The organism is Mesorhizobium escarrei, from assembly GCF_935825525.1.
Lineage (GTDB): Bacteria > Pseudomonadota > Alphaproteobacteria > Rhizobiales > Rhizobiaceae > Mesorhizobium > Mesorhizobium escarrei.
In genome coordinates this window covers 14,969-38,800 of record NZ_CAKXZT010000120.1, presented here as the reverse complement: position 1 = coordinate 38,800, position 23,832 = coordinate 14,969, and the positions used below count along the sequence as shown (strand labels likewise).

General features: G+C 63.3%; 26 protein-coding genes and 1 tRNA gene. 16 read left to right on the top strand and 11 right to left on the bottom strand.

From position 1 onward, the window contains the following. Nucleotides 1-395: 395 nt before the first annotated feature. Nucleotides 396-485 (bottom strand) — tRNA-Ser (locus NMG80_RS12720). 391 nt (nucleotides 486-876) lie between these two features. Here NMG80_RS12720 and NMG80_RS12715 point away from each other — a divergent pair. The 3 genes from NMG80_RS12715 to NMG80_RS12705 all read left to right on the top strand — a co-directional run bounded on the left by NMG80_RS12715 (nucleotide 877) and on the right by NMG80_RS12705 (nucleotide 3,135). Then, nucleotides 877-1,194: a hypothetical protein gene (locus NMG80_RS12715; protein ID WP_254018416.1), complete on the top strand. Its 318-nt coding sequence runs from the start codon at nucleotides 877-879 to the stop codon at nucleotides 1,192-1,194. Between the two features lie 81 nt (nucleotides 1,195-1,275). Then, nucleotides 1,276-1,938, top strand: a complete 663-nt coding sequence (gene msrA / locus NMG80_RS12710) for a peptide-methionine (S)-S-oxide reductase MsrA (RefSeq protein ID WP_254018415.1) — start codon at nucleotides 1,276-1,278, stop codon at nucleotides 1,936-1,938. 207 nt (nucleotides 1,939-2,145) lie between these two features. After that, a complete protein-coding gene (locus tag NMG80_RS12705) occupies nucleotides 2,146-3,135 on the top strand; it encodes a BMP family lipoprotein (RefSeq protein ID WP_254018414.1) in 990 nt (329 codons plus the stop codon). 312 nt (nucleotides 3,136-3,447) lie between these two features. Here NMG80_RS12705 and NMG80_RS12700 read toward each other — a convergent pair whose 3' ends face one another. Next, complete coding sequence (locus NMG80_RS12700; RefSeq protein ID WP_254018413.1) at nucleotides 3,448-3,657, bottom strand: SlyX family protein; 210 nt, start codon at nucleotides 3,655-3,657, stop codon at nucleotides 3,448-3,450. Between the two features lie 165 nt (nucleotides 3,658-3,822). Here NMG80_RS12700 and NMG80_RS12695 point away from each other — a divergent pair, with 165 nt between their 5' ends. The 6 genes from NMG80_RS12695 (at nucleotide 3,823) to deoA (ending at nucleotide 10,085) form a co-directional block, all read left to right on the top strand. After that, complete coding sequence (locus NMG80_RS12695; protein WP_254018412.1) at nucleotides 3,823-5,355, top strand: ABC transporter ATP-binding protein; 1,533 nt, start codon at nucleotides 3,823-3,825, stop codon at nucleotides 5,353-5,355. Then, nucleotides 5,352-6,491, top strand: a complete 1,140-nt coding sequence (locus NMG80_RS12690) for an ABC transporter permease (RefSeq protein ID WP_254018411.1) — start codon at nucleotides 5,352-5,354, stop codon at nucleotides 6,489-6,491. The genes NMG80_RS12695 and NMG80_RS12690 overlap by 4 nt, the downstream gene beginning before the upstream one ends. Before the next feature lies 1 nt (nucleotide 6,492). After that, complete coding sequence (locus NMG80_RS12685; protein ID WP_254018410.1) at nucleotides 6,493-7,464, top strand: ABC transporter permease; 972 nt, start codon at nucleotides 6,493-6,495, stop codon at nucleotides 7,462-7,464. Between the two features lie 77 nt (nucleotides 7,465-7,541). Further along, nucleotides 7,542-7,934 (top strand): cytidine deaminase, encoded by a 393-nt coding sequence (gene cdd / locus NMG80_RS12680; RefSeq protein ID WP_254018409.1) that lies wholly within the window; start codon nucleotides 7,542-7,544, stop codon nucleotides 7,932-7,934. A 13-nt stretch (nucleotides 7,935-7,947) separates the two neighbouring features. Continuing rightward, nucleotides 7,948-8,766: a purine-nucleoside phosphorylase gene (locus NMG80_RS12675; RefSeq protein WP_254018408.1), complete on the top strand. Its 819-nt coding sequence runs from the start codon at nucleotides 7,948-7,950 to the stop codon at nucleotides 8,764-8,766. Further along, nucleotides 8,766-10,085 carry a thymidine phosphorylase gene (gene deoA, locus NMG80_RS12670; protein WP_254018407.1) on the top strand — a complete coding sequence of 440 codons (1,320 nt, stop codon included), beginning with the start codon at nucleotides 8,766-8,768 and terminating at the stop codon, nucleotides 10,083-10,085. The genes NMG80_RS12675 and deoA overlap by 1 nt, the downstream gene beginning before the upstream one ends. A gap of 79 nt (nucleotides 10,086-10,164) precedes the next feature. Here deoA and NMG80_RS12665 read toward each other — a convergent pair whose 3' ends face one another. The 3 genes from NMG80_RS12665 to NMG80_RS12655 form a co-directional block, all read right to left on the bottom strand. Continuing rightward, entirely contained in the window at nucleotides 10,165-10,722 is a 558-nt protein-coding gene (locus NMG80_RS12665) for a TIGR02281 family clan AA aspartic protease (RefSeq protein WP_254018406.1), read from the bottom strand. Nucleotides 10,723-10,829: 107 nt separating this feature from the next. After that, complete coding sequence (gene upp / locus NMG80_RS12660) at nucleotides 10,830-11,459, bottom strand: uracil phosphoribosyltransferase (RefSeq protein WP_029348092.1); 630 nt, start codon at nucleotides 11,457-11,459, stop codon at nucleotides 10,830-10,832. A 142-nt stretch (nucleotides 11,460-11,601) separates the two neighbouring features. Beyond that, nucleotides 11,602-12,576 (bottom strand): adenosine deaminase, encoded by a 975-nt coding sequence (locus NMG80_RS12655; RefSeq protein WP_254018405.1) that lies wholly within the window; start codon nucleotides 12,574-12,576, stop codon nucleotides 11,602-11,604. 148 nt (nucleotides 12,577-12,724) lie between these two features. On the opposite strand from NMG80_RS12655, the gene ubiE reads away from it, so the two are divergent. The 5 genes from ubiE to coaBC all read left to right on the top strand — a co-directional run bounded on the left by ubiE (nucleotide 12,725) and on the right by coaBC (nucleotide 17,128). Continuing rightward, nucleotides 12,725-13,501 carry a bifunctional demethylmenaquinone methyltransferase/2-methoxy-6-polyprenyl-1,4-benzoquinol methylase UbiE gene (gene ubiE / locus NMG80_RS12650; protein ID WP_254018404.1) on the top strand — a complete coding sequence of 259 codons (777 nt, stop codon included), beginning with the start codon at nucleotides 12,725-12,727 and terminating at the stop codon, nucleotides 13,499-13,501. A gap of 70 nt (nucleotides 13,502-13,571) precedes the next feature. Then, complete coding sequence (gene ubiB / locus NMG80_RS12645; RefSeq protein WP_254018403.1) at nucleotides 13,572-15,146, top strand: 2-polyprenylphenol 6-hydroxylase; 1,575 nt, start codon at nucleotides 13,572-13,574, stop codon at nucleotides 15,144-15,146. 85 nt (nucleotides 15,147-15,231) lie between these two features. Beyond that, on the top strand, nucleotides 15,232-15,489 hold the full coding sequence (locus NMG80_RS12640; RefSeq protein ID WP_254018402.1) for a FitA-like ribbon-helix-helix domain-containing protein: 258 nt from the start codon (nucleotides 15,232-15,234) through the stop codon (nucleotides 15,487-15,489). Between the two features lie 2 nt (nucleotides 15,490-15,491). Continuing rightward, nucleotides 15,492-15,914, top strand: coding sequence for a type II toxin-antitoxin system VapC family toxin (locus NMG80_RS12635; protein ID WP_254018418.1), 423 nt, complete (start codon nucleotides 15,492-15,494; stop codon nucleotides 15,912-15,914). Then, nucleotides 15,911-17,128: a bifunctional phosphopantothenoylcysteine decarboxylase/phosphopantothenate--cysteine ligase CoaBC gene (coaBC, locus tag NMG80_RS12630; RefSeq protein ID WP_254018401.1), complete on the top strand. Its 1,218-nt coding sequence runs from the start codon at nucleotides 15,911-15,913 to the stop codon at nucleotides 17,126-17,128. Before NMG80_RS12635 ends, coaBC begins: the two co-directional genes overlap by 4 nt. 143 nt (nucleotides 17,129-17,271) lie before the next feature. Here the strand turns inward: coaBC and NMG80_RS12625 are convergent, their stop codons facing one another. The 4 genes from NMG80_RS12625 to rpsU all read right to left on the bottom strand — a co-directional run bounded on the left by NMG80_RS12625 (nucleotide 17,272) and on the right by rpsU (nucleotide 21,057). Further along, on the bottom strand, nucleotides 17,272-18,762 hold the full coding sequence (locus tag NMG80_RS12625) for an MFS transporter (protein ID WP_254018400.1): 1,491 nt from the start codon (nucleotides 18,760-18,762) through the stop codon (nucleotides 17,272-17,274). A gap of 385 nt (nucleotides 18,763-19,147) precedes the next feature. Further along, a complete protein-coding gene (locus NMG80_RS12620) occupies nucleotides 19,148-19,621 on the bottom strand; it encodes a DUF992 domain-containing protein (protein ID WP_254018399.1) in 474 nt (157 codons plus the stop codon). 161 nt (nucleotides 19,622-19,782) lie between these two features. Next, the gene (locus NMG80_RS12615; RefSeq protein ID WP_254018398.1) at nucleotides 19,783-20,631 is read right to left on the bottom strand and encodes a tetratricopeptide repeat protein; all 849 of its coding nucleotides are present in this window, start codon (nucleotides 20,629-20,631) and stop codon (nucleotides 19,783-19,785) included. A 153-nt stretch (nucleotides 20,632-20,784) separates the two neighbouring features. Beyond that, the gene (gene rpsU, locus NMG80_RS12610) at nucleotides 20,785-21,057 is read right to left on the bottom strand and encodes a 30S ribosomal protein S21 (protein ID WP_023675331.1); all 273 of its coding nucleotides are present in this window, start codon (nucleotides 21,055-21,057) and stop codon (nucleotides 20,785-20,787) included. A 406-nt stretch (nucleotides 21,058-21,463) separates the two neighbouring features. Here rpsU and NMG80_RS12605 point away from each other — a divergent pair, with 406 nt between their 5' ends. Continuing rightward, nucleotides 21,464-21,973, top strand: a complete 510-nt coding sequence (locus NMG80_RS12605; protein ID WP_254018397.1) for a YciE/YciF ferroxidase family protein — start codon at nucleotides 21,464-21,466, stop codon at nucleotides 21,971-21,973. Continuing rightward, entirely contained in the window at nucleotides 21,960-22,403 is a 444-nt protein-coding gene (locus NMG80_RS12600) for a DUF6766 family protein (RefSeq protein WP_254018396.1), read from the top strand. The genes NMG80_RS12605 and NMG80_RS12600 overlap by 14 nt, the downstream gene beginning before the upstream one ends. Nucleotides 22,404-22,500: 97 nt before the next feature. Here the strand turns inward: NMG80_RS12600 and NMG80_RS12595 are convergent, their stop codons facing one another. Both NMG80_RS12595 and NMG80_RS12590 read right to left on the bottom strand, forming a co-directional pair. Next, the gene (locus tag NMG80_RS12595) at nucleotides 22,501-22,887 is read right to left on the bottom strand and encodes an SET domain-containing protein (RefSeq protein ID WP_254018395.1); all 387 of its coding nucleotides are present in this window, start codon (nucleotides 22,885-22,887) and stop codon (nucleotides 22,501-22,503) included. A gap of 118 nt (nucleotides 22,888-23,005) precedes the next feature. After that, entirely contained in the window at nucleotides 23,006-23,764 is a 759-nt protein-coding gene (locus NMG80_RS12590; RefSeq protein ID WP_254018394.1) for an SDR family oxidoreductase, read from the bottom strand. Between the last annotated feature and the right edge of the window lie 68 nt (nucleotides 23,765-23,832).

Sequence of the window (23,832 nt, the reverse complement as noted above, 5' to 3'; positions counted from 1 at the left end):
CATCGCCTCTACTCGACCGAAGGGAGGTATGTCTGAGCCAATCTCGAGGGGTTGCGATTTGCCGCTGAGATTGGCCACTGAACTTTCAAGGGCCAATGCCGGTCGGCTTCCAACCTGTCAAAGTCACTGTGTCGCGGGATTAGTTTGGAGCTAAAGGTCTTTTGTTGCGCACTTGTTAGGCTTTAAGCTGCACTCCTATAAGGGAATCGAGCTGCACGCATATTAGGTTATTACGCTGCGACATCGTCAGGGTATTTTACAATAGCTTCAAATAGTTGTTGCCGGGTGCCCTCGAAAGGCGCTTCGGCGGCGGCCGAGCCGGCCGTTGCTGCGACGAGTGCCGCAGCGAATGTGGTCAAGGACCAGAAAACAAAATGATTCTTAGGGAAACTGACTGGCGGAGAGAGCGGGATTCGAACCCGCGTTACGGTTTCCCGTAAACACACTTTCCAGGCGTGCGCCTTCAACCACTCGGCCACCTCTCCGTCCTGGCATTTTCACCGCGGCCGGTTTCGCCGCGCGGGTTGGGGAGATGCCGTCTCCCTTAGGGGATTCCCGGTCCGGAACTCCGCACCATAGGCGCCGCAACCAGCAGCCACCTTCCCCGCACCTGAGCCGTCAAAGCAACAGGCGCGGGGCTCATCTAGTCGATCCGGTGCCGAATGCCAAGACATAACAGCACTCTATTCGCTTTGCCGGATAGGTAAGCCCATCGCCGCGCTCGGCGTCGTCGTCTTAGCCGACCGACGCCTCAGCGGCGAAAACCGGCGGAGTAGGTTCAACTTCGCGTGGCGCGATTGCGGATAAGGCGCGCAGAACCTATTTGTCAGGCCGATACAGATATTTCTGATAAGCTTGCGGGGAGGTAAGGTCTGGGTGTTCCGCTTCGTCTTCCGTCTTGCCGCAATGGTTGCGCTTTCGATTTCGGTCATCATGGCGGTGGTCGACGCGACGCGCTCGGTGGCGGCCTCCGCGCTGGTCATGACACCGCTCAACACGAGCTGGCTCGCCGCCTCGCCGGATACGCGAAGCGCCTTCGAAAGCTTTGTCCGCGACAGGCTTGGTCCGCTGCTGTGGGACGGCGCCATCGCCTGGGTGCTCAACCAGCCCGGTTTCGCGGTGTTCGCGGGGCTTGCCTTCATTTTTTACATGATCGGCCACAGGCGGGAGCGGCCGACCGGGCGGTTCGCCTAGACTTGATGATTTGTTGTCGATGACCTTCTGGCGTCCCCAACAACAGAGAACGCTCCAACCAAAGAGAAAGGGAGACTGCACATGTTTCTCAGCGACATGCTGAACAAGAAGCTCAACCTGCCAAAACCTGCCGAGGCGCTGCCGGGGCGCGCCAATCCTATCCCGACGGCATCCAATCATTTTGTCTCGAACCGGCCGCTCAAGGGCCCCTATCCCGACGGGCTGGAGAAGGCGATGTTCGGGCTGGGCTGCTTCTGGGGCGCGGAACGTATGTTCTGGCAGGTCGAGGGCGTCTGGGTCACGGCCGTCGGCTATGCCGGCGGCGTCACCCCCAACCCAACCTACCAGGAAACTTGCACCGGTTTGACCGGCCATGCCGAAGTCGTGCTGGTCGTCTACGACCCGAAGATCGTGTCCTATGCACAGCTTCGGAAGCTGTTTTGGGAAAGCCATGATCCGACGCAAGGCATGCGCCAGGGCAACGACGTCGGCACCACCTACCGCTCGACGATCTATACGTTCGGTGATGCGCAATACGAGGCGGCGATCGCCTCGCGCGACGCCTACGAGGCCTCGTTGCGCGGCGCCGGGCGCGGCAAGATCACCACCGAGATCGCGCCGGCACCGGAATTCTACTTCGCCGAGGAAGACCACCAGCAATATCTGGCGAAGAATCCCTACGGCTATTGCAATCTGCAGGGCACCGGCGTCGCCTGCGCCATCCCGGCTGCTGTCTCGGCCTGAGGCCTTGGCGGGACGATGATCCGTGGCGCCGGGATGCGGCGTCCGGCTTTTCCAACAGGTCAAAATTCCGCGTGAATTTTGCTTCGGGCCGTGCCAGATTGGCCCGAAGCGGGAGGAAGACACTCCTGTCTGATGTCGCATGCCTGCCGGGGAACCGCGCAGGCAGGCGGTGCATAACGGAAAAATAACCGACAGGGTGTGGATCACATGAAACGTATTGTTCTCGGCCTCCTGGCCGCAACTGCGATGGTTCTTCCGGCCTTCGCCGCGGACATCCAGCCAGCACTTCTCTACGATCTCGGCGGCAAGTTCGACAAGTCGTTCAACGAAGCGTCCTACAACGGCGCCGAAAAGTTCAAGGCCGAAACCGGCATCGCCTATGTGGAATTCGAGGTTTCGAACGCGACCCAGCGCGAGCAGGCGCTGCGCCGTTTCGCCGAGGATGGCCGCAATCCGATCGCCATGGCGGGCTTCTCCTGGGCGGATGCGCTGGAGAAGATCGCGGTCGAGTTTCCCGAGACCAAATTCGCCATCATCGACATGGTCGTCGACAAGCCCAACGTCCGCTCCGTCGTCTATAAGGAGCAGGAAGGCTCCTATCTCGTCGGCGTGATGGCGGCGATGGCTTCGAAGACCAAAAAGGTCGGCTTCATCGGCGGCATGGACATTCCGCTGATCCGCCGATTCGGCTGCGGCTATGTCGGCGGCGCCAAGGCGGCCGGCGCCACCGACGTCATCCAGAACATGACCGGCGACACGCCGGCGGCCTGGAACGATCCGGCCAAGGGCGGCGAGATCGCCAAGACCCAGATCGACCAGGGCGCCGACGTGGTCTACGCGGCGGCAGGCGGAACCGGTGTTGGCGTGCTGCAGGCGGCGGCCGACGCCGGCAAGCTCGGCATCGGCGTCGATTCCAACCAGAATGGACTGCAGCCCGGCAAGGTGCTGACCTCGATGGTCAAGCGCGTCGACGTTGCCGTCTACAACACCTTCATGGACGCCAAGAACGACAAATTCACCGGCGGCATCAACGATCTCGGCCTTAAGGAAGGCGGCGTCGACTACGCCATGGACGACAACAACAAGGCGCTTGTCGACGACGCGATGAAGGCGGCGGTCGAAAAGGCCAAGGCCGACATCATCGCCGGCACCATCAAGGTGCACGACTACATGTCGGACAATTCCTGCCCTTATTGATTGCAGGATTCTTGCGAAGAGGACCCCCACCGGTTTCTTGCGAAGAGGACCCCCACCCTAACCCTCCCCACAAGGGGGAGGGAACGCTGCCGCGCTCCTTTTACTTCCCCTCGGCACCGAAAACGAAGCCATTTTGCCGAGGTCAGCGTCAACGGAAGTCTCCCTCCCCCTTGTGGGGAGGGGTTAGGGGTGGGGGTACATCGAAGAGCGAAAGCCTTTCCACCTGCGATAGCCCTGCTACTGATCGCGAGATTGCGGATCTGATCGAAGCCGCCGGGTGAAAACCCGGCGGTTTTTTTCTTATCCGCAAGCTCACCAATGCGGCGGCCTGGTTACCGGCACGTCGGGTGCGGCCTGTTCCTCCAGCGCCAGGAAGCGGTCGGCCAGCGCATCGAGCTTGCGCTGCATGCGCTCGATCACCTTCCACTGCTCGGCGATCTGGCCGGACAGTTCCTCGATGGTCTTCTCCTGCTCGGCGGCGCGGATTTCCAGCGTCGTCAGCCGGTCGTCGGGCATGGTCATTTGAAATCCTCGATCAGGCGATTGTGCAGGCTGCGGCCACCTTTGGAAATTGACAAGCATGGCGGGATTTGTCGAGAGTGAACGATGCTCCGGCAATTGGCACAGACGGGGCGTCATGCTAGGCGTTTTGACCAAGCGATAAAAAATACGAGTGGGACAGGCTGCATGGCGCAAGCCGCAATCGAGCTGATCGGCATCAACAAGAGTTTTGGCGCCGTGCGCGCCAATCGCGACATCAATCTGGAGATCGCGCGCGGCACCATCCATGGCATTGTCGGCGAGAACGGCGCCGGCAAGTCGACGCTGATGTCGATTCTTTACGGGTTCTATCAGGCCGACAGCGGCGAGATCAGCGTCGGCGGCCAGCCGGCGTCGATCAAATCGCCCAACGACGCCATCGCGCTCGGCATCGGCATGGTGCATCAGCATTTCATGCTGGTCGACAATTTCACAGTGCTGGAAAACGTCATTCTCGGCGCCGAAAGCGATGCGCTGCTGAAGAAGAGCATCGCCAAGGCGCGGTCCGAGCTGGAACGGCTCGAGCGCGAATACGGGCTCGAGGTCGATCCCGATGCGATCATCGAGGAGTTGCCGGTCGGCCTGCAGCAGCGCGTCGAAATCCTCAAGGCGCTGTATCGCGGCGCCGAGATCCTGATCCTCGATGAGCCGACGGGCGTGCTGACGCCCGCAGAAGCCGACCATCTGTTCCGCATCCTCAGGCAGCTGAAGGAGCAGGGCAAAACGATCGTGCTGATCACCCACAAGCTGCGTGAGATCATGGCGATCACCGACACGGTCTCGGTCATGCGCCAGGGCACGATGGTGGCGACCAGGCAGACCACGAAGACCACGGTCGGGGAATTGGCCGAGCTGATGGTCGGGCGGCGCGTGCTGCTCAGGGTCGAGAAGGGCGAGGCGGAAGCCGGCGGGGTCAAGCTCGCGGTCAAGAACCTGACGGTGAAGGATTCTCGTGGCGTCACCATGGTCGACGACGTCTCCTTCGACGTGCGCGCCGGCGAGATCGTCGGCATCGCCGGCGTCGCCGGCAACGGGCAATCCGAAATGCTCGAGGCGATTTCCGGCATCAGGCGCGCCATCTCGGGCTCCGTCATGCTCGACGGCAAGCCGATCGACCTGACCGGGGCCGCCGATCCCGGCGAGCTGCGCGACCGCGGCCTCGCCCATGTCCCGGAAGACCGTCATCATGTCGGGCTGGTGCTGGCCTTCGAGGAGAACGAGAATTCGATCCTCGGCTATCACGACGATCCGCGGTACCTCCGGGGGCCGTTCCTCGACATCGACGCCATCCGCGACGACGCCAGGGACAAGATCGCCAAATACGACATCCGCCCGGCGGACTGCCGGCTCAAGACCGCGAATTTCTCCGGCGGCAACCAGCAGAAGATCGTGCTGGCGCGGGAGATGGAGCAGGATCCGGGCGTGCTGATCGTCGGCCAGCCGACGCGCGGCGTCGATGTCGGCGCCATCGAATTCATCCACAAGCGGCTCATCGCCATGCGCGACCAGGGCAAGGCGGTGCTGGTGGTGTCGGTCGAGCTCGACGAGATCCGCTCGCTGTCCGACCGCATCCTGGTGATGTTTGCCGGCCGCATCGTCGGCGAGCGCGGCCCCGAGGCGACCGAAGGCGAGCTCGGCCTGCTGATGGCCGGCGTCGAGCAGCGGGAGGCGGCGGAATGAGCACGCCCTACGCCAAGCTGCCGGCCTGGGCTGACTACGGGCTGATCCCGGTGATCAATCTCGCCGTTGCCTTCGTCGTCGCCGGCTTCGTCGTGCTCCTGGTTGGCGAAAATCCGTTCCGCGCGGCCGTCGTCCTGGTCGAGGGCGCCTTCGGCCGCGGGCAAGGCATCGCCTTCACGCTGTTCTACGCCACCACCTTCATCTTCAGCGGGCTTTCGGTGGCGGTTGCGGCGCATTGCGGCCTGTTCAACATCGGTGGCGAGGGCCAGGGCTACATCGCCGGTCTCGGCATCGGCATCATCTGCCTGGCCTTCGACAGCGTGCTGCCATGGTGGCTCACCTTCCCGCTGGCGATCGTCGCCGCCGCGGCGATGGGGGCGCTGTGGGCGCTGATCCCGGCCTATCTGCAGGCCAAGCGCGGCTCGCACATCGTCATCACCACCATCATGTTCAATTTCATCGCTGCCAGCGTCATGGTCTACGCACTGGTCGGATTCTTGAAGCCGGCCATTTCGATGGCGCCGCAGACACGTACCTTCCTCGACGGCGCGCAACTGCCGAAGCTCAACTGGGTCATCGAACTGTTCGGCGCCAAGATCCGCTCGGCGCCGTTCAACATCAGCTTCCTGCTGGCGCTGGCCATGGCGTTCCTGGTCTGGGTGCTGATCTGGCGCACCAGGCTCGGTTACGAGATGCGCACCTACGGCCACAGCTCGAAAGCGGCGCGCTATGCCGGCATTTCGGAGACTCGCATCATCATCATTGCGATGATGATTTCTGGTGCGCTGGCCGGCATGATGGCGCTCAACCCGACGATGGGCGACCAGCACAATGTCGCGCTCGAATTCGTGTCGGGCGCCGGTTTCGTCGGCATCGCAGTGGCGCTGATGGGGCGCCTGCACCCGGTCGGCATCGTGCTCGCCGCAATATTGTTCGGCATGCTCTACCAGGGCGGCGCCGAACTCGCCTTCGAGATGCCGGCGATCAGCCGCGACATGATCGTCATCATCCAGGGCCTGGTCATCCTGTTCGCCGGCGCGCTCGAGCATATGTTCCGGCCCTATGTCCAGGCGCTGTTCGCCTCGCTCAGCCCGAAATCTGTCGGCATCGAAGCGATCAAGGGGAAGGGTGCCTGAGATGGATCTGTTCAACGCCATCATCCAGGTTCTGGACTCGACCATCCGCCTGTCAGTGCCGTTGCTGCTCGCCTGCCTCGCCGGCCTCTATTCGGAGCGGGCCGGCATTTTCGACATTGGGCTCGAGGGCAAGATGCTGGTCGGCGCCTTCGCCGGTGCTGCCTCCGCCTCCGTCTTCCATTCCGCCTATATCGGCCTCGGCATGGCCATTCTCATCTCGGTCGCTTTCGCGTTGGTCCACGGCTTTGCCTCGATCACCCATCGCGGCAACCAGATCGTCTCCGGCGTGGCGATCAATTTCATCGCCGCCGGATCGACGATTATGCTCGGCCAGGCCTGGTTCCAGCAAGGTGGACGTACACCAGCTCTTGCCTCGGACGAGCGGTTCGGGGCGATCATCTGGCCGGGTGCGGATGCGGTCAGGGGCGTGCCGATCCTCGGCCCGATATATTCGGAACTGATCTCCGGCCATTCCGTGCTGGTCTACGTCGCCTTCCTCGCCGTGCCGTTCACCTGGTGGGTGCTGTTCCGCACCCGCTTCGGCTTGCGCGTGCGCGCGGTCGGCGAGAACCCGGCCGCGGTCGACACCGCCGGCATCTCGGTCGCCTGGCTGCGCTACCGGGCGCTGATCTGCACCGGGGTGCTCACCGGCATTGCCGGCGCCTATCTGTCGATGGTGCAGAATGGCGGCTTCGTCAAGGACATGACCGCCGGCAAGGGTTACATCGCGCTGGCCGCGCTGATCTTCGCCAAGTGGAAGCCGGTCAATGCCATGTTCGCCTGCCTGTTGTTCGGCTTCCTCGACGCGCTGTCGATCCGCCTGCAGGGCACGCCGCTGCCGCTGATCGGCAAGGTGCCGGTGCAACTCATGCAGGCGCTGCCCTATATCCTCACCGTCATCCTGCTCGCCGGCTTCATCGGCAAGGCGATCCCGCCGCGCGCCGGCGGCGTGCCCTATGTCAAGGAACGCTAAGCGTGATTTCGAACCGCAGGTCCGCGTCAGCGAAAGTGGAAGCCGGGTTTCGGACAAGATCATGCGAGGGAAAAACAATGTCTCATGATCTGTTCGAAGCGGCCAAGGCCGCCATGGCCAAGGCCTATGCGCCCTATTCGAAATTCCCGGTTGGGGCGGCACTGCGCACCGAGGACGGCCGCATCTTTACCGGCGCCAACGTCGAAGTCGCTTCCTATCCGGAAGGCTGGTGCGCCGAAACCACGGCGCTTGGCCACTACATCATGGCCGGCGGCGGCAGGATCACCGAGATCGCGGTGATCGCCGAGCGCACGGCGAAATGCTCGCCCTGCGGCGGCTGCCGGCAGCGGCTGGCCGAATTCTGCCGGCCGGAAACCAGGCTCTATCTTTGCGATAACGCCGGCGTGGTCGAGACCGTGACCATGGGCGAGATGCTGCCCTACGCCTTTCAGGGCGATATGTTGAAATGAAGAGCTGGTTGAAATGAAGGAAGCGCTTGATCGTCTCGTCGAAAGGCTGGACGGGCTGGCGCCCGCCACCGCGCTGGTGCTGGGTTCGGGTCTTGGCGGGCTTGTCGAGCAGGTCGAGGATCCCGTCAGCATTTCCTATGCCGAATTGCCGGGCTTTCCCAGAAGCGGCGTCACCGGCCATGCCGGCGAGGTGGTGGCGGGGCGTTTTGCCGGCACGCCAGTGCTGATGCTGTCCGGTCGCGCTCACTACTACGAACACGGCAACGCGGCGGCGATGCGGCCGGCGCTGGAGGTGCTTGCCGGCCTCGGCATCTCGCAACTGATCCTCACCAATGCCGCCGGCTCGGTCGATCCGGGCATGGGGCCGGGATCGGTCATGATGATCACCGACCACATCAATTTCTCGGGCACCAATCCGCTGATCGGCGAGCCGAGCGAGCGCCGCTTCGTCGGCCTGACCGAAGCCTATGACGCCGGCCTTCGCGCGGCGATCGAGGCGGCGGCGAAGGCGACGGCTACCGCCCTGCACAAGGGCGTCTATATGTGGTTTTCCGGGCCGTGCTTCGAGACGCCCGCCGAAATCCGCATGGCGCGTGTCATGGGCGCCAACGCCGTCGGCATGTCGACCGTGCCGGAGGTCATTCTCGCCCGCTTCCTCGGCCTGCGGGTCGCCGCCTGCTCGGTCATCACCAATCTCGCCGCAGGGATGACCGGGGCGGAGCTTTCGCACCAGGAGACCAAGGACATGGCGCCGGTCGGCGGCGCGCGTCTGGCGACGATCCTGCAGCGTGTGTTCCAGGATGGGTTGCCGGAGCGTAAGGTCCCGGCCTGATGCTTCCCCAGGAAATCATCCGCAGCAAGCGCGACGGCCACAGACTGTCGACGCAGGAGATCGCCAGCTTCATCGAAGGTGTGACGGCCGGCACCGTCTCGGACGGGCAGGTCGGGGCGTTCGCCATGGCGGTGTTCTTCAACGGCATGAGCCGCGACGAGGCGGTGGCTCTGACGCTGGCCATGCGCGATTCGGGCGACGTGCTCGACTGGTCGGACCTGCCGGGCCCGGTCACCGACAAGCATTCGACAGGCGGCGTCGGCGACAATGTCTCGCTGATGGTGGCGCCGATCGTCGCCGCCTGCGGCGCCTATGTGCCGATGATTTCCGGCCGCGGTCTCGGCCATACCGGCGGCACGCTGGACAAGATGGATGCCATCCCCGGCTATATCAGCCAGCCGGACTTGGCGGGCTTCCGCAAGGCAGTGCTCGAAGCCGGCTGCGCCATCATCGGCCAGACCGCCGATCTCGCGCCCGCCGACCGCCGGCTCTATGCGATCCGCGACGTGACGGGAACCGTCGAATCGGTGCCGCTGATCACCGCCTCGATCCTGTCGAAGAAACTGGCCGCCGGCCTGCAGTCGCTGGTGCTCGACGTAAAGGTCGGCAACGGCGCCTTCATGGAAAAGTCGCGCGATGCAACGACGCTGGCAAACAGCCTGGTCGAAGTCGCCAATGGCGCCGGACTGAAGACCTCAGCACTGGTCACCGGCATGAACGAGCCGCTGGCGTCGGCAGCCGGCAACGCCGTCGAGGTGCGCAATGCCGTCGATTTCCTCACCGGCCGCTTCCGCGACCGGCGGCTGGAGGATGTGACGCTGGCGCTGGCCGCAGACATGCTGCAGTCGGCCGGGCTGGTGTCGTCCAACCAGGACGGCATGCGGCGCGTTGCCGAGACGCTTGCCGGCGGCGGTGCCGCAGCCGTCTTCGCGCGCATGGTGGCGGCGCTCGGCGGTCCGGTCGATTTTGTCGAGAATCCGGAAAAATACCTGCCGAAGGCGGCGACGGAGTTTGCGGTCGAGGCGACCGAAAACGGCTTCGTCACCGGCATCGCTACCCGCGACATCGGCCTCGCCGTGGTCGGGCTTGGCGGCGGGCGCATACGGCCGGACGACAGGATCGACCATGCGGTCGGCATCACCCGGCTGCTGCCGGTCGGCGCGGAGGTGCGGGCCGGTGAGGCACTGGCGCTGGTCCATGCCCGCAATGCCGGGGATGCCGAGGCGGCCGCCGCCGCCGTGCTTTCGGCCTATGCGATCGGCGCTTCGAAGCAACCTGCGGAAAAAACCGTCATTCGGCGGATTCTGCCGCGCGGGTGATCTTTTTTATTGGACCATGATCTTTCCGAAACCGGTTTCCACTTTTCGCTGACGCGGACCTGCGGTTCGGGATCATGGTTCACTGGACGAGCAGCAGCGCGCCGTTCTCGACCTGGTATCTTTCCAGCCGCTGGAGAAAGCTCAGACCGATCAAGTTGGTGCGCAGCGCCTTGTCGTCGAGCACCACCGCCTGGACGCCGTCGACCGTGATCTTGCCGATCTGCAGCCGATCGACGGTCACCAGGGCAGCCTTGATGGCGCCGTTGGCGGTATTGACCTGGTGTTTGAAGTCCGATGCGTTCAGCGAAATACCGATCCTGCGCGCCGTCGAACTGTTGATGGCGACGAGCGTCGCGCCGGTATCGATCATGCCGTCGACCTGACGGCCGTTGAGCTTGAACGCAGACATGAAGTGCCCGCGCGCGTCGGCGGTGATCACGACCTTGCGGCCGAGCGGCGTCGCCGGTCTGTCGGGAACCGTGGCCAGGTTCAGATGCGTCTGCGTTTCGACCGCAGGCCTGGTGCCGACCGCCGATTTCAGCAGGCCTTCGAACATCTGCGGATTCGACTGATAGAGCATCGGGAACGACGCCGATGCTACGGCGAGCACGCCAAGGATGAGAAGATTGCGCAGCATGGACCGGCCTTCGTGAAGGCCCATGCTTATCGCGGCATGGTGTCTGCCGCTTTAATAGATGCGGAAAGCGGCCGTTTGCGTAAACGATCGGTAAACGAGCGGCACGGTCATTTGGTCCCGTACATGCGGTCGCCAGCATCGCCGAGGCCGGGCATGATGTAGCCCTTCTCGTTGAGCTGGCGGTCGATGGAAGCGGTGAAGACCGGGACATCGGGATGCGCCTTGATGAAGCGCTCGAGGCCTTCTGGCGCCGCCAGCAGGCAGAGGAAGCGGATGTTGGTGGCGCCGCGCCCTTTCAACTTGTCGATCGCCGCGATCGCCGAATTGGCAGTCGCCAGCATCGGATCGACGACGATTACCAGCCGGTCGGCGAGATCGCTCGGCGCCTTGAAGAAATATTCGACCGCTTCCAGCGTTTCGTGGTCGCGGTAGAGACCGATATGGGCGACGCGCGCCGCCGGCACCAGGTCGAGCAGGCCTTCGAGCAGGCCGTTGCCGGCGCGCAGCACCGAGGCGAAAACCAGCTTCTTGCCCTCCAGTGTCGGCGCTTCCATCGTCTCGATCGGCGTTTCGATCGTCGTCGTCGTCAGTTCGAGGTTGCGCGTGACCTCGTAGCCGAGCAGCAGTGAGATCTCCCGCAACAGCCGCCGAAAGCCGGCCGTCGAGGTTTCCTTCTTGCGCATGATGGTCAGCTTGTGCTGGACAAGCGGGTGGTCGACGACGGTGACGCCCTGCATGGTGTTCTCCTAGCTGCGCAGGTGAATAGTGAATGGTGAATAGTGAATAGTGAGTAGGTTTGCGAGTCCTTGGTTCGGTTGACGGACCGAAGTGCCGGGTTCACCATTCACCATTCACCATTCACCATTCACCATTCACCATTCACCGGCTCTTGCCGTCCAGCCGGCCCAGCAGCATTGCCTTGGTCTTCTTGTCGACGAAGGCGGCGTTGATGGCGGTTCTGGTGACGGCGGCGAGCGCCTTGTCGTTCATCGAAAAATGCTCGGCGGCAATATCGTATTCGCGCTTCAGCGACGTCCGGAAATAGGGCGGATCGTCGGAGTTAAGCGTCACCTTGCAGCCTGCCGCCAACAGGGCCGGAAAAGGATGATCGGCGAAACTGTCGAAGACCTTCAGCGCGATGTTGGAGCTCGGACAGCATTCGAGCACGACGCCTTCGTCGGCGACGCGCCGGATAAGGTCGGGGTTCTCGATGGCACGCACACCATGGCCGATGCGGGAGGGGCGGATGTGGTCGAGTGCGGCCTCGACGCTCTCCCAGCCCATCAGTTCGCCGGCATGGACGGTGATGCCAAGGCCGGCCTCGCGCGCGATTTCGAAGGCCCTGACATAGTCCTCCAGATCGCCCATCCGCTCGTCGCCGGCGACGCCGAAGCCGGTGACCAGCGGATGCCCGCAACGAGCGGCGAAGCGCGCCGCCTGCTCGATCGATTCGACGCCGGCATTGCGCACGCCGGTGACGATCATGCGGCCCTCGATGCCGGTCTTGGCCTTGGCGCGCGTCATGCCTTCGCCGAGCGCGTCCGTGTAGGCCTTGGGCGACAGGCCGGCCTTCCCGGCGTGGTCCGGCGAAGTGAAGATCTCGGAATAGATCGCACCGTCGCGGGCGAGGCTGGTCAGATAATGGTCGGCCAGCCGCGCATAGTCCTCTTCCGTGCGAAACAGGTCGGAGGAGAAGTCATAGGCGGCGAGGAAGGAGGTGAAGTCGTGCCAGACGAAAGAGCCGTCCTGAATGTAAGGCGAGGTGTCCTTGCCGTATTTCTGAGCCTGGCGGATGACGAGTTCGGGCGCCGCTGCCCCTTCGATATGGCAGTGCAGTTCCGCTTTCAAAGGCATGCAGTCATCCCGTCAGGTCAGTCCAGGTCGCGCACCCATAAGCATGATTCCACGACCGGGAAGCGCGGCCGAACACCGCGCCTTAAACAATAGCGTCGGCACCATCGATCGGCTATGGTCCCGCCGGTTTTATGGCGGATCAAAAATAATGTCGGTAGAGAGAACCACGGCCGTTGGCGGCATGGAAACGTCCTATGGTTTCAAGCGTGTAGGGGCAGGCGAGAAGCAGTCCCTGGTCAACGACGTTTTCCACAAGGTGGCGAACCGCTACGATCTGATGAACGACCTGATGTCGGGCGGCCTGCACCGGCTGTGGAAGGACGCCATGGTGACATGGCTCAATCCACCGAAACGACCAGGCTGGAGCGTTCTCGACGTTGCCGGCGGCACCGGCGACATCGCCTTCCGCATCGTCGAGGCGAGCGGCAGGAACGCCCATGCCACGGTTCTCGACATCAACGGCTCGATGCTCGCCGTCGGCCGCGACCGGGCCGAGAAAAAGGGCCTGACTGATAACACCGATTTCGTCGAGGCCAATGCCGAGGAACTGCCTTTCGCTGAGGCCAGTTTCGACGCCTACACGATCGCTTTCGGCATTCGCAACGTGCCGCGCATCGATGTGGCGCTGGCCGAAGCTTATCGCGTGCTGAAGCCCGGCGGGCGATTTCTCTGCCTCGAATTTTCCGAGGTCGACATGCCGCTGCTCGACAAGTTCTACGAGGCGTGGTCGTTCAACGCCATCCCCAGGATCGGCAAGGCGGTGACCGGCGAAGGCGAGCCCTATGCCTATCTTGTCGAATCGATCCGCAAATTTCCCAATCAGCAGAATTTCGCGGCGATGATTTCCCGCGCCGGCTTCGACCGCGCTTCCTATCGCAATTATTCCGGCGGCATAGCTGCGCTTCATTCGGGCTGGAAGCTTTGAGGCTGGCCCGAATTTTTCATCCGCGGGGAGCCCTTCGCCGGTCTAAGAAACCGGCAGGGCTGGTGCAATCATGAGCAGTGTCGGCGCTGGCCTCAGGCTCGTACGGGCCGGCTGGGTGCTGATCCGCGAAGGCGTCGTCGCGGCCTTGCCGGGCGATGAGCTCTTCGGCCTGCCGAAATTCGGCTGGCGGGTGGCACGGCTGTTAACCCGCCGCCGCGCGCTTGCCTACGAGCGCGGCGATCGGCTGGCCAAGGCGGTCGTCCGGCTCGGCCCATCCTATGTCAAGCTCGGCCAGTTCCTGGCGACACGGCCCGATGTCGTCGGCAACGACATAGCGCTCGATCTGGCCATGCTGCAGGACAAGATGCAGACATTTCCGCAGGCCGAGTCCATTGCGGCGATAGAGGCCTCGCTCGGGCGCAAGGTCGGCGAGCTCTACGCCAGTTTCGGCGAGGCGGTCGCCGCGGCCTCGATCGCTCAGGTCCATACCGCCGAAACTTTGCAGAACGGCATCGGTTCGCGGGTCGCGGTGAAGGTTATCCGGCCGGGCGTGCGGCGCCGTTTCTTTCGCGACCTCGAAAGCTATTTCCTCGCCGCCCGTCTGCAGGAAAAATACATCCCGTCGTCGCGCCGGCTGCGGCCGGTCGAGGTGACCCAGACGCTGGCGCAGACCACCAAGATCGAGATGGATCTGAGGCTCGAGGCGGCAGCGCTTTCGGAGCTCGGCGAAAACACCAAGGACGATCCCGGCTTTCGCGTGCCGTCCGTCGATTGGGAACGCACCGGCCGCGACGTACTGACCATGGAATGGGTCGACGGCATCAAGCTGAACGACATTGCCGGCCTCACTGCCGCCGGCCACGATCTCAAGGCGATCGCCGCCAATCTGGTCCAGTCGTTCCTGCGCCATACGCTGCGCGACGGTTTTTTTCACGCCGACATGCATCCGGGAAACCTGTTCGTCGAGCCCGATGGCACCATCGTCGCTGTCGATCTCGGCATTGCCGGCCGGCTCGGCAAGAAGGAGCGCCGGTTCCTCGCCGAAATTCTCTACGGCTTCATCACCCGTGACTATCTGCGCGTCGCCGAAGTGCATTTCGAGGCCGGCTACGTGCCGCGCCAGCATAATGTCGCGGCATTCGCCCAGGCGATCCGCGCCATCGGCGAGCCGATCCACGGCCAGCCGGCCGAAACCATCTCGATGGCCAAGCTGTTGGCGCTTCTGTTCGAGGTCACCGACCTCTTCGACATGGCTACGCGGTCCGAGCTGGTGCTGCTACAAAAGACCATGGTGGTGGTCGAGGGCGTTGCCCGCACGCTCGACCCGGCATTCAACATGTGGAAGGCGTCAGAACCGGTGGTCGGCGGCTGGATATCGGGCAATCTCGGTCCGCGAGCCCTGCTGGCCGACGCACGCGACGGCGCCGGCGCGTTGCTGGCGCTGGCCCGCCAGGCGCCGGACCTTGCCGCCCGCACCGAGCGGCTGTCGCGCGAGATCGATCTGATGGCCGAACACGGGCTGCGTTTCGACGAAAGGACGGCGCACGCCATCGGCAAGGCCGAGGCGCACTACACCCGCTCAGGCAGGCTGGCGCTGTGGATTATCGCGCTGACGCTGGCCTTTATCGCCTGGAAGCTGCTCTGAATGTAAGCAATGACAGCAGTGCTAGCGTTGCTTTCATTGAAAGCGACCTTGTCATTGATTATGTTGAGTGGGAAAGGAGAACGCCATGGGTACCCTCACGATCCGTAATCTCGACGACAGTGTGAAGCAAAAATTGCGCGAGCGCGCTGCGGTAAGGGGGGTGTCGATGGAAGAGGAAGCGCGGAGCGTCCTCGCGAAGAGCGTCTTGTCCGATGGCTCGGACCACAACTCGCAAGGCGTGACTCTTTACACGGCGATTCGCCATTTGGTTGAGCCTTATGGCGGATTCGATATTGAGTTGCCGGAACGCGGTCCCGCACGCACGCCGCCGAAATTCGATTGACCATGTTCGTGCTAGATACGAACGTTATTTCAGAAACTTTCAAGCCGCGCCCAGACCCCGGTGTGGCCGTGTGGATGGATAGCTCACTCGCAAATCGCTCGTACGTCACAGCCATGACCAAGGCAGAATTGCTCGTTGGCCTTGCCAATATGCCAGATGGAAAACGCAAGGCCGCATTGAACAGCGTCATCAGGGCATTCTTTACGACATGGCTGAGGACGCCTGTACTTGCATTCGGAGACCGTGAAGCGGAAGTCTATGCGGAGATTGTGCCTCATAGGCGGAGTCTTGGACATCCAATCAGTGAATTCGACGCGCAGATCGCAGCGATTGCCCGCTCGCGCGGCTTTGCGGTAGTCACTCGAAATATTGTCGACTTTGCCGATTGTGGCGTCGAGATAGTCAATCCTTGGGAAACCGCATGACCCTCTCCGGCAAGCGCATCCTGCTGATCATCGGCGGCGGTATCGCCGCCTACAAGGCGCTCGACCTGATCCGCCGGCTGCGCGAGCGCGGCGCCGCCGTGCGTGTCGTGATGACCGCTGCGGCGCAGGAATTCGTCACCACGCTGTCGGTCGGGGCGCTGTCGGCCGACCACGTGTTCACCGATTTGTTCGACCGCAATGACGAGCACGATGTCGGCCACATCCGCCTGTCGCGCGAGGCCGACCTTGTCGTCGTGGCGCCGGCCACCGCCGACCTGATGGCGAAGCTCGCCAACGGCCATGCCAACGACCTTGCCTCAACCGTGCTCGTCGCCACCGACAAGCCGGTGTTGATGGCGCCCGCCATGAACCCAAAAATGTGGTCGCATCCGGCTACCCGGCGCAACCGCGTGACATTGCAGAAGGACGGCGTCGCATTCGTCGGCCCGGCAAAGGGCGAGATGGCCGAGAGCAACGAGGCGGGCGAGGGCCGCATGGCCGAGCCGCTGGAGATCGTCGCTGCGATCGAGGCGCTGCTCGATAGCAGGCTGAAGCCGCTGGCAGGCAGAAAGATCATCGTCACCTCAGGGCCGACGCATGAGCCGATCGACCCGGTGCGCTACATCGCCAATCGTTCGTCCGGCAAGCAGGGTCATGCCATCGCGGCGGCGCTGGCACGGCTGGGCGCCGATGTGCGCCTGGTCTCCGGTCCGGTCGGCATTGCCGATCCGGCTGAGGTCACCACGCTGCATGTCGAAACCGCGAACGAGATGAAGGACGCGGTCGAAAAGCTTCTGCCGGCAGACGCGGCGGTGTTCGTCGCGGCGGTTGCGGACTGGCGCAGCGAGACCTCGGCCGGCGAGAAGATCAAGAAGGTGGCGGGCGAGGGGCCGCCGGCGCTGCAGATGGTCGAAAACCCTGACATTCTTGCCGGTGTCGGTCACCACAGGAAGCGGCCCAGCCTGGTCGTCGGCTTCGCCGCCGAAACGCAGGATCTCGTCCGCAACGCCGAGGCCAAGCTTGCGAAGAAGGGCGCCGATTTCATCGTCGCCAACGATGTGTCCCAGGAAAGTGGTGTGATGGGTGGCGACCGCAACCGGGTGCGGATCGTCTCGAAGGCCGGTGTCGACGAATGGCCCGAGATGAGCAAGGACGAGGTGGCCACGCGGCTGGCCGCCTTGATTGCCGAACGACTGAAGACGGTTGTCGTCTAGTCAATCTCCCCCCTTGTGGGGGAGATGCCAAGTGGTGGCAAAGAGGGCAGGCCAGAGGGGGCGCTGTCCCGCCGACCTTTCCAAGATCGTGTCCGCAGCGGCGCTCGAAATAGCAGGACTGCGCTCTCTCGTAATGGGGTAGGTTAAGGCCACGTCTGGCGATCCTTCGCGCCCCCCTCTGCCCTGCCGGGCATCTCCCCCACGAGGGGGGAGATTGGCAGCTCCGCCGGCCCCGAGATCCTCAGCGCTGCAAGGCAACCCAGAATCCCGAGTGGCACGAAGGCGAGGAACAGCCAGGTGGCGACATTTGCCGCCGCCTCACGGTTCAGGCCTTCTGAGAAACCGCTGGCGTTGGCGACGATGCCGGTCAACGCGGCACCGACCGCATAGCCGATGCGCTGCATCGTCGGCACGGCGGCGGAGGCGATCGTTCGTTCGCCGTCCCTGGCCGATGCGACGATCACGCGCGTGACGAAGGGCCAGGCAATGCCGAAGCCGCCGCCTTGCAGCAAGGCGCAAAACAGGATCAGCGGAATCGAGCCGGCCGGCACGGCGTAGGCGAAACCGGCGATGCCGGCCGCGATCATCAGCGCGCCGCCGGTGATGATCAGCCTCTCGCGTTCCGGCGGCGCATTGGCGACGAGGATCGACAGCATCGACCAGGCGATCGATTCGGCGGCGATGATATAGCCGGTGGTCAGGATCGGAATGCCGTGCAGGCTGGTCAGAAGCAGCGGCCCGTAGACGGCGAAGGAACAGGTCGCCACCGAAAAGGCGGCGACCATGGTCATGCCTAAACCGACCGGCGAGCGCCATGAGAACAGCTGCGACGGGAACAGCCGCGAGGCCGGCTTCAGAGCGTCGATGCGGATGAACAGCGCAAGCCCGATCAGGCCGAACGTGAGCAGCAGGGATGAGCGCAGCAGGGCAATGTCGACACCGGCCGTGGCGATCAGCACGACGCTGACGGCAAGGCAGCCGAGCGCGGCAAAGGGGAAGGGCGGCGCCGTTCCAGCGATCGCCTGCGGCCGGGTGGCCTCAGGCGTGTCGAGCACGATGAAGCTCGCCAACGCCATGGCCGCGCCGCCAAGCGTGAACACCCCGAAAGCCCAGCGCCAGGAGAGCAACTCGGTCATCAACGCACCGAGTACCGGGCCGCTGAAGGCAGCGACGCCCCAGATCGCCGACATGACGCCGAAAAGCTGCGGCCAGATGGCGCGTGGAAACAGCCGCTCGACCGAGACGTAGGCCAGCGACACCAGCGCGCCGCCGCCAAGCCCCTCGATCAGGCGCCCGGCCAGGAACAGCGGCATGGAGGGCGCGATGGCGCAGACCAGGGCGCCGGCCGCATAGAGCAGGGCGGCGACCACCAAATTGGTGCGCAGCGCGACATAGCTCACCAGCCGTCCGGCGGCGGCGCCGGCGACGATGGCGCCGAGTTCGTAGATCGCTAGCGACCAGCCGACCAGCTGAACGCCGGCGAGTTCGCCGACCATGGCCGGCATCACCGTTGCCACCATGGTTTCGTTGGTGGCGTGCAGCAGGATGCCGAGGCTGATGAAGCAGAAGCGCGCCAGATCGCCGCTCGCCCACAGCGCGCGCCAATCGACCCTGTTTGTGCTGGTTTCGGTCACCCCGCCCTCCCGAATTTTCTCATACGCCGATTCAAAAAATGGTGGAGCGCTCTTCGTCTCCAAAGCGCGTCGCGTTCGACCGACCTCATGCGACTCGCTTTAGGTTGTTGTTTTATGCATGTCGTTATCGCCAAACCGCTGCACACTTTTGCGCGACATGCATTAATTGGGTACACGGCGCTTCGGGAACGGGTTGTAAGACCTCAACCGCAGTTGAGCTCAAGCGGTTTTTTGCGGGTGCGCTGAGGTGATGAAGGCGGGATGTCAAGATTGGCGATCATGGCGTCAGCGATGATCTTCCTTGGGCACGGCGGTTCCCAAAAGTCGTGCGGCGCGGAACAGTCCTATCCTGTTGCGCGCCGCATGCAGAGCTACGCTATGGCGCTCATTTGAAAGAGTGGATCAGTTGCAGTGAGGTGACGGCGACTGCCAGGTTGACGCCGGTCTGCGCCTGTACGTTGAGAGGCTGCAGCGAGAAGGCGCTGTTCAGCCCGCCAACCAGAAGGTTGGCGCCGCCGCCGGTCACCAGGCTGGCCTCGGCGTTGACGCCATAATAGTTGCCGGCAAGATCGCCGGAATCACGATCGCGGGTGGCCGCCAGAACCGCCCATATCAATTCGCCCTGGTGGGTCCTGCCGACGTCGACGCCGAGCTTGGAGATGACCCCGGTATAGGCTTCGGGGGGACCGCCATGATGGGGGCGAAAGGTGCAGGCCACGCCCTTGTGGGATGTGACGATGTAGCCGGTACCGCCGTCGATGGTGCAGTCGAGCACGCCGAGCTCCAGCCTGCCCGCGCTGGCAGGGGCAGCGAGCACCGTGGCGGCGAGGGCGGCGGCACAGGCGAGTTTCTTGATCATGGGAGGGGTCCTTTTTGCGAATTGCCTTGAACAACGGCTGAACATCCCGAGCGTTCCGCCGAGAACTTGGCGCGATCAAGGCGGGCCAATGCACAAGTCATTGAAGGTTAAGGCACGCCGAACGGCAAGCCTGCCATATCAGGCCGAAAAGCCGCCGTCGGTCAGCCGGTGCTGGTGCGCGCCAGGCCGTCCTTGGCCGGCTGGTAGGTGGGGCTGAGGCGCACGGCTTCGCGATAGGATTTTGCCGCCTTGGCCTTGTCGCCGCGCCGCTCGTAGATCAGCGCCTGGTTGGACCAAGCCTCGGCATTCTTGCCGTCGAGCTTGATCGCCATGTTGATGTCGGCGAAGGCATTGTCCTCGTCGTTCGTCGCGAGATAGGAGAGGCCGCGGCCATTGTAGGGGTCGGCGGCGTCCGGCGCCAGCGAGATGGCGGTCGAGAAATCCTCGATGGCGAAAGCGTGCTGGCCCTGGCTCTGATAGATCAGGCCGCGATTGTGATAGGCGCGCGCATCTGTCGTGTCGAGCTGGATGGCCTTCTGGAAATCGTTGAACGCTTCCTGGATACGGCCGGCTTTGCGGTAGAGATTGCCGCGGCCGATATAGGCGGCGTCATAGTCGGGATTGATCTGGATCGAGCGGTTGTAGTCGGCAAGCGCGGCCGCCTGGTCGCCGAGGAAGCGCTGGATGAGAGCGCGGTTCGAATAGGCCTGGTAGAAATTCGGATTGAGCTGGATGGCGGTGTTGAAATCCTTGAGCGCCGCCTGGTACTGGCCGCCGCGGCCATAGGCCGAGCCGCGCACATTGTAACCTTCCGGATCCTGAGGACTGCGCTGGATAACGGCCGACAGCGAGGAGATGTTCTCGGCCGACCCTTGCGCCCTGTCGATGTTGGTGAATTCGCCGGTCGGGGCTGCTGTCTGGCAGCTGGCGAGCGCAAGCCCGGAAAGCAAGGTTGCCGTCAGGGCGAAGCCGCGCATTGCGGTTCTGCGCTCCACGCTTATTGCATTCATGTCTGCTCTGTCCTCACTGCCCGCCCGCGCCGTCAGGTCTGTTCCCTCTCCGAACCGGCCCTCTGCGAACTGGTCGAATTCAAAACAAAAAGGTGGCGGCGATTACGCATCGCGCCACCTTGGGTATCCTTCGAAAAGGACGAAAAATTGGCGTCAGAACCGCGGCGGACGCGGAGCACCGGCACCAGCAGCACCAGCCGCCACCGGGCGCGGCGTCATCGGCAGCAGGCCTTCGCGCTGGGCGCGCTTGCGGGCCAGCTTGCGGGCGCGGCGGACGGCTTCCGCCTTTTCGCGGGCGCGCTTCTCGGAGGGCTTCTCATAATGTCCGCGCATCTTCATTTCGCGGAAGATGCCTTCGCGCTGCATCTTTTTCTTGAGCGCGCGAAGCGCCTGGTCAACATTGTTGTCGCGGACGAGTACCTGCACGGGCAATCCTGTCTTTCGGGTTTGTTAACAACAGGCAAGTGGCCATAGTCACTTGCCTCTGCGGCGATCTACACCGCGAATTGTGGCGGCTGATAGCAGAATCATGCCGCTCTGTCCACTGCCGAAACGAAAAACCCGCCTCAGCGGCGGGTCGTCGGCGCAAATCAGCACCATGGGCAAATCAATAGCATAACTGCCGTCAGAAAGCAAGGAATTACGAACTCTGGTAGTAGATTCGCCTGCTCGGGGGCTCTCCGCACCGATGAGCGATCGTTGGCGCTTTCTTCGCCACCGATAAATTCTGGCTGCCCCAATCCAGCAGAACGCTCCGCCCGGCTCTATCAACGAAGGAACCAACCTCGTTCCCCAATGGTTGTTGCGGCGAAACAAGCACAGGGGAAAACCGATGCCAGGCACCCGTGAATGGCTCGTCCAATGGCTCAAGGATGCGCATGCGATGGAGGAGCAGGCCGAAACCATGCTGAACGGCCAGCTCAATCGGCTGGAGAGTTATCCCGAGCTCAGTAAGCGCATCAGCCTGCACCTCGATGAGACGAAGGGACACGCCGCGCGCCTCGGAACCTGCCTGGAAAGACTCGGCGAAGATACATCCGCGCTGAAGGACGCCGGCGGCAAGCTGCTGGCGATGGCGCAGTCCCTGAGCGGCGTCTTCGCCGACGACGAGGTGATGAAAGGCTCACTGGCGAGCTACACGTTCGAGCATATGGAGATCGCCTCCTACACGATCCTCATCGCAACCGCCGAGTCCCTCGGCGAAACGGAGATCGCCCGGGCCTGCGAACAAAATCTGCGTGAAGAGGAGGCGATGGCCGAGTGGCTGAAAAACAAGCTGCCCGCAACTACGGGGCAGTTCCTGGCTCGCTCGGCATCGGACAGCGACAATGCCAAGCGGTGACGACAGCAGGCCGGCGAGCAACGTGAAGCGACCTTCGGTGTGGCGGGCTTACAGCTATGCCTGGATTACCCTCGGCTTCTTCATCATCTCGCTTGTCGGCCACTGGGTTTTCGGCTGGTTCGCCTATCTCGACGAGCAGCGAGCGCTTGGCCAACCGCCCGAGTTCGGCGGCTATCTGATCGAGATGAGCCGCGATACGCTCGAGAACTGGCAGTCGGAATTCCTGCAGCTGCTCTGGCAGGTCGGTGGCCTGGCGTTCCTGCTCTTCGTCGGATCGCCGCAATCGAAGGAGAGTACCGACCGGATGGAGGCCAAGATCGACGCGCTTCTCAGGCTTGTCGATCCGACGAAGGGCCAGGAGGCGATTCGCGAGCTGGACCTGCAGTACGACGGCCGCCACACCGACGAGCCGCATTCTCACCAGAACTAAGCTGGAGGCTGGAAATGTGGCCCGGAGCGATCACCGCTCCGGACCGGTTTGATAGTCCTTGCATTCGCAACAGAGCAAGCGGCGACAGGCTCTCCCTCTATGTCGTGGCCAGGTGAAGCCGCTCGAAATCCTCGAAGAACTCGCCGTAATCGCAGGTTATTTCCTCGCCCGCCGCTATGTCGCGGATCGCGGTTGCCCCGCCATACTGCGAAAAATCCGTGTTCGGCCTTTCGGAATGGTTCATGAAGCGGCCATTATCGACTTCATAAACCATGAATCCGGGCCGGTCGGGGCTTGGATAGGCATATCTGTGGAGCAATTCCTTGAGGTGCGGCGGCGCCGTCTCATATTTTTCCATCGGGATCAGCCGGTCGAAATCAGGATCGAGCCGCCAGATCGACGCTCCCTTCCTGATCGGCTCGGCGGCGAACACTCCGACGCCCTCGATTGCGCTAGCAGCGATGTAGGTCCTGATCAGCAGCATGTTTTAGGCCCGTCTTCGAACAGCATTCTTCGAACAGAAAACGCAATCGCCAAATCGCGCCAAGAAAGCAAGCCGGGTTTTACACGCCCTGTTCCATTGCTCGCCGACGCGAAACACCTCACGTCCGGCTGATCGAGACGCCGCCATCTGCGAACAATGCCGCGCCGGTGGTGAAGCTCGATGCATCCGAAGCCAGGTAGAGCGCTGAGCGGGCGATCTCCTCAGGCTCGGCGACGCGCTTCAAAGCGTGCAGGTTTTCGACGAAGGCTCGTGATTCAGGTGTCTTGAACGTTGCCGAAGGCGTGTCTGTGCCGCCCGGCAGCAGTGCGTTGACCCGCACGCCCTTGGCGCCGTATTCGGCGGCAAGCACCTGCGTCAATCCAATCAGTCCGGCCTTGCCTGCGGCATAGCTGGTCATGCCAGGCATGCCGACGGTGTGGCCGACGAAGGTCGAGGTGAAGATCAGTGATCCGCCGCCCCGTTCGACCATCGCCGGCACCTGATATTTCGCGCCGAGGAAGGCGCTGGTCAGGTTGGTGTCGAGCGTCTCTCGCCAGCCCTCCAGCGACAACTCCGAAATCGAACCCATCTGGCCGACCGAGCCGGCGTTGTTAAAGGCGATATCCAGGCCGCCGAACCGTCCGACAGCCAGCTCGACAAGGGCGTTGGCATAGGCCTCGTCGCGGACGTCGCCGGCAAGAGCAATGGCGGTGCCGTCGGCGTCCTCGATTTCCGTGACGAGCGCGTCCAGCTCTGCCTGGCGACGGGCAGCGACGACCAACTTGGCGCCAGCCTCGGCAAAGAGCTTTGCGGTGGCGCGGCCGATGCCGGAGCTGGCACCGGTGACGATGGCGATCTTGTTGGCGAGTGCGAGCATTTTTTCATCCTTTTTCGCGCCAGCTTTGCCGGCAATCGGATGCTTGGTCGCAGATCGGGGCAAAGCGA

Coding starts and splice junctions, on each gene's coding strand:
- NMG80_RS12600 (WP_254018396.1), top strand. CDS start 21,960: ATGCCAAGCGGTGACGACAGCAGGCCGGCGAGCAACGTGAAGCGACCT.
- coaBC (WP_254018401.1), top strand. CDS start 15,911: ATGACCCTCTCCGGCAAGCGCATCCTGCTGATCATCGGCGGCGGTATC.
- NMG80_RS12665 (WP_254018406.1), bottom strand. CDS start 10,722: ATGCTGCGCAATCTTCTCATCCTTGGCGTGCTCGCCGTAGCATCGGCG.
- NMG80_RS12590 (WP_254018394.1), bottom strand. CDS start 23,764: ATGCTCGCACTCGCCAACAAGATCGCCATCGTCACCGGTGCCAGCTCC.
- NMG80_RS12655 (WP_254018405.1), bottom strand. CDS start 12,576: ATGCCTTTGAAAGCGGAACTGCACTGCCATATCGAAGGGGCAGCGGCG.
- ubiE (WP_254018404.1), top strand. CDS start 12,725: ATGTCGGTAGAGAGAACCACGGCCGTTGGCGGCATGGAAACGTCCTAT.
- NMG80_RS12615 (WP_254018398.1), bottom strand. CDS start 20,631: ATGAATGCAATAAGCGTGGAGCGCAGAACCGCAATGCGCGGCTTCGCC.
- NMG80_RS12675 (WP_254018408.1), top strand. CDS start 7,948: ATGAAGGAAGCGCTTGATCGTCTCGTCGAAAGGCTGGACGGGCTGGCG.
- NMG80_RS12605 (WP_254018397.1), top strand. CDS start 21,464: ATGCCAGGCACCCGTGAATGGCTCGTCCAATGGCTCAAGGATGCGCAT.
- NMG80_RS12705 (WP_254018414.1), top strand. CDS start 2,146: ATGAAACGTATTGTTCTCGGCCTCCTGGCCGCAACTGCGATGGTTCTT.
- cdd (WP_254018409.1), top strand. CDS start 7,542: ATGTCTCATGATCTGTTCGAAGCGGCCAAGGCCGCCATGGCCAAGGCC.
- NMG80_RS12595 (WP_254018395.1), bottom strand. CDS start 22,887: ATGCTGCTGATCAGGACCTACATCGCTGCTAGCGCAATCGAGGGCGTC.
- msrA (WP_254018415.1), top strand. CDS start 1,276: ATGTTTCTCAGCGACATGCTGAACAAGAAGCTCAACCTGCCAAAACCT.
- NMG80_RS12635 (WP_254018418.1), top strand. CDS start 15,492: ATGTTCGTGCTAGATACGAACGTTATTTCAGAAACTTTCAAGCCGCGC.
- NMG80_RS12695 (WP_254018412.1), top strand. CDS start 3,823: ATGGCGCAAGCCGCAATCGAGCTGATCGGCATCAACAAGAGTTTTGGC.
- NMG80_RS12685 (WP_254018410.1), top strand. CDS start 6,493: ATGGATCTGTTCAACGCCATCATCCAGGTTCTGGACTCGACCATCCGC.
- deoA (WP_254018407.1), top strand. CDS start 8,766: ATGCTTCCCCAGGAAATCATCCGCAGCAAGCGCGACGGCCACAGACTG.
- NMG80_RS12640 (WP_254018402.1), top strand. CDS start 15,232: ATGGGTACCCTCACGATCCGTAATCTCGACGACAGTGTGAAGCAAAAA.
- upp (WP_029348092.1), bottom strand. CDS start 11,459: ATGCAGGGCGTCACCGTCGTCGACCACCCGCTTGTCCAGCACAAGCTG.
- ubiB (WP_254018403.1), top strand. CDS start 13,572: ATGAGCAGTGTCGGCGCTGGCCTCAGGCTCGTACGGGCCGGCTGGGTG.
- NMG80_RS12700 (WP_254018413.1), bottom strand. CDS start 3,657: ATGACCATGCCCGACGACCGGCTGACGACGCTGGAAATCCGCGCCGCC.
- NMG80_RS12620 (WP_254018399.1), bottom strand. CDS start 19,621: ATGATCAAGAAACTCGCCTGTGCCGCCGCCCTCGCCGCCACGGTGCTC.
- NMG80_RS12690 (WP_254018411.1), top strand. CDS start 5,352: ATGAGCACGCCCTACGCCAAGCTGCCGGCCTGGGCTGACTACGGGCTG.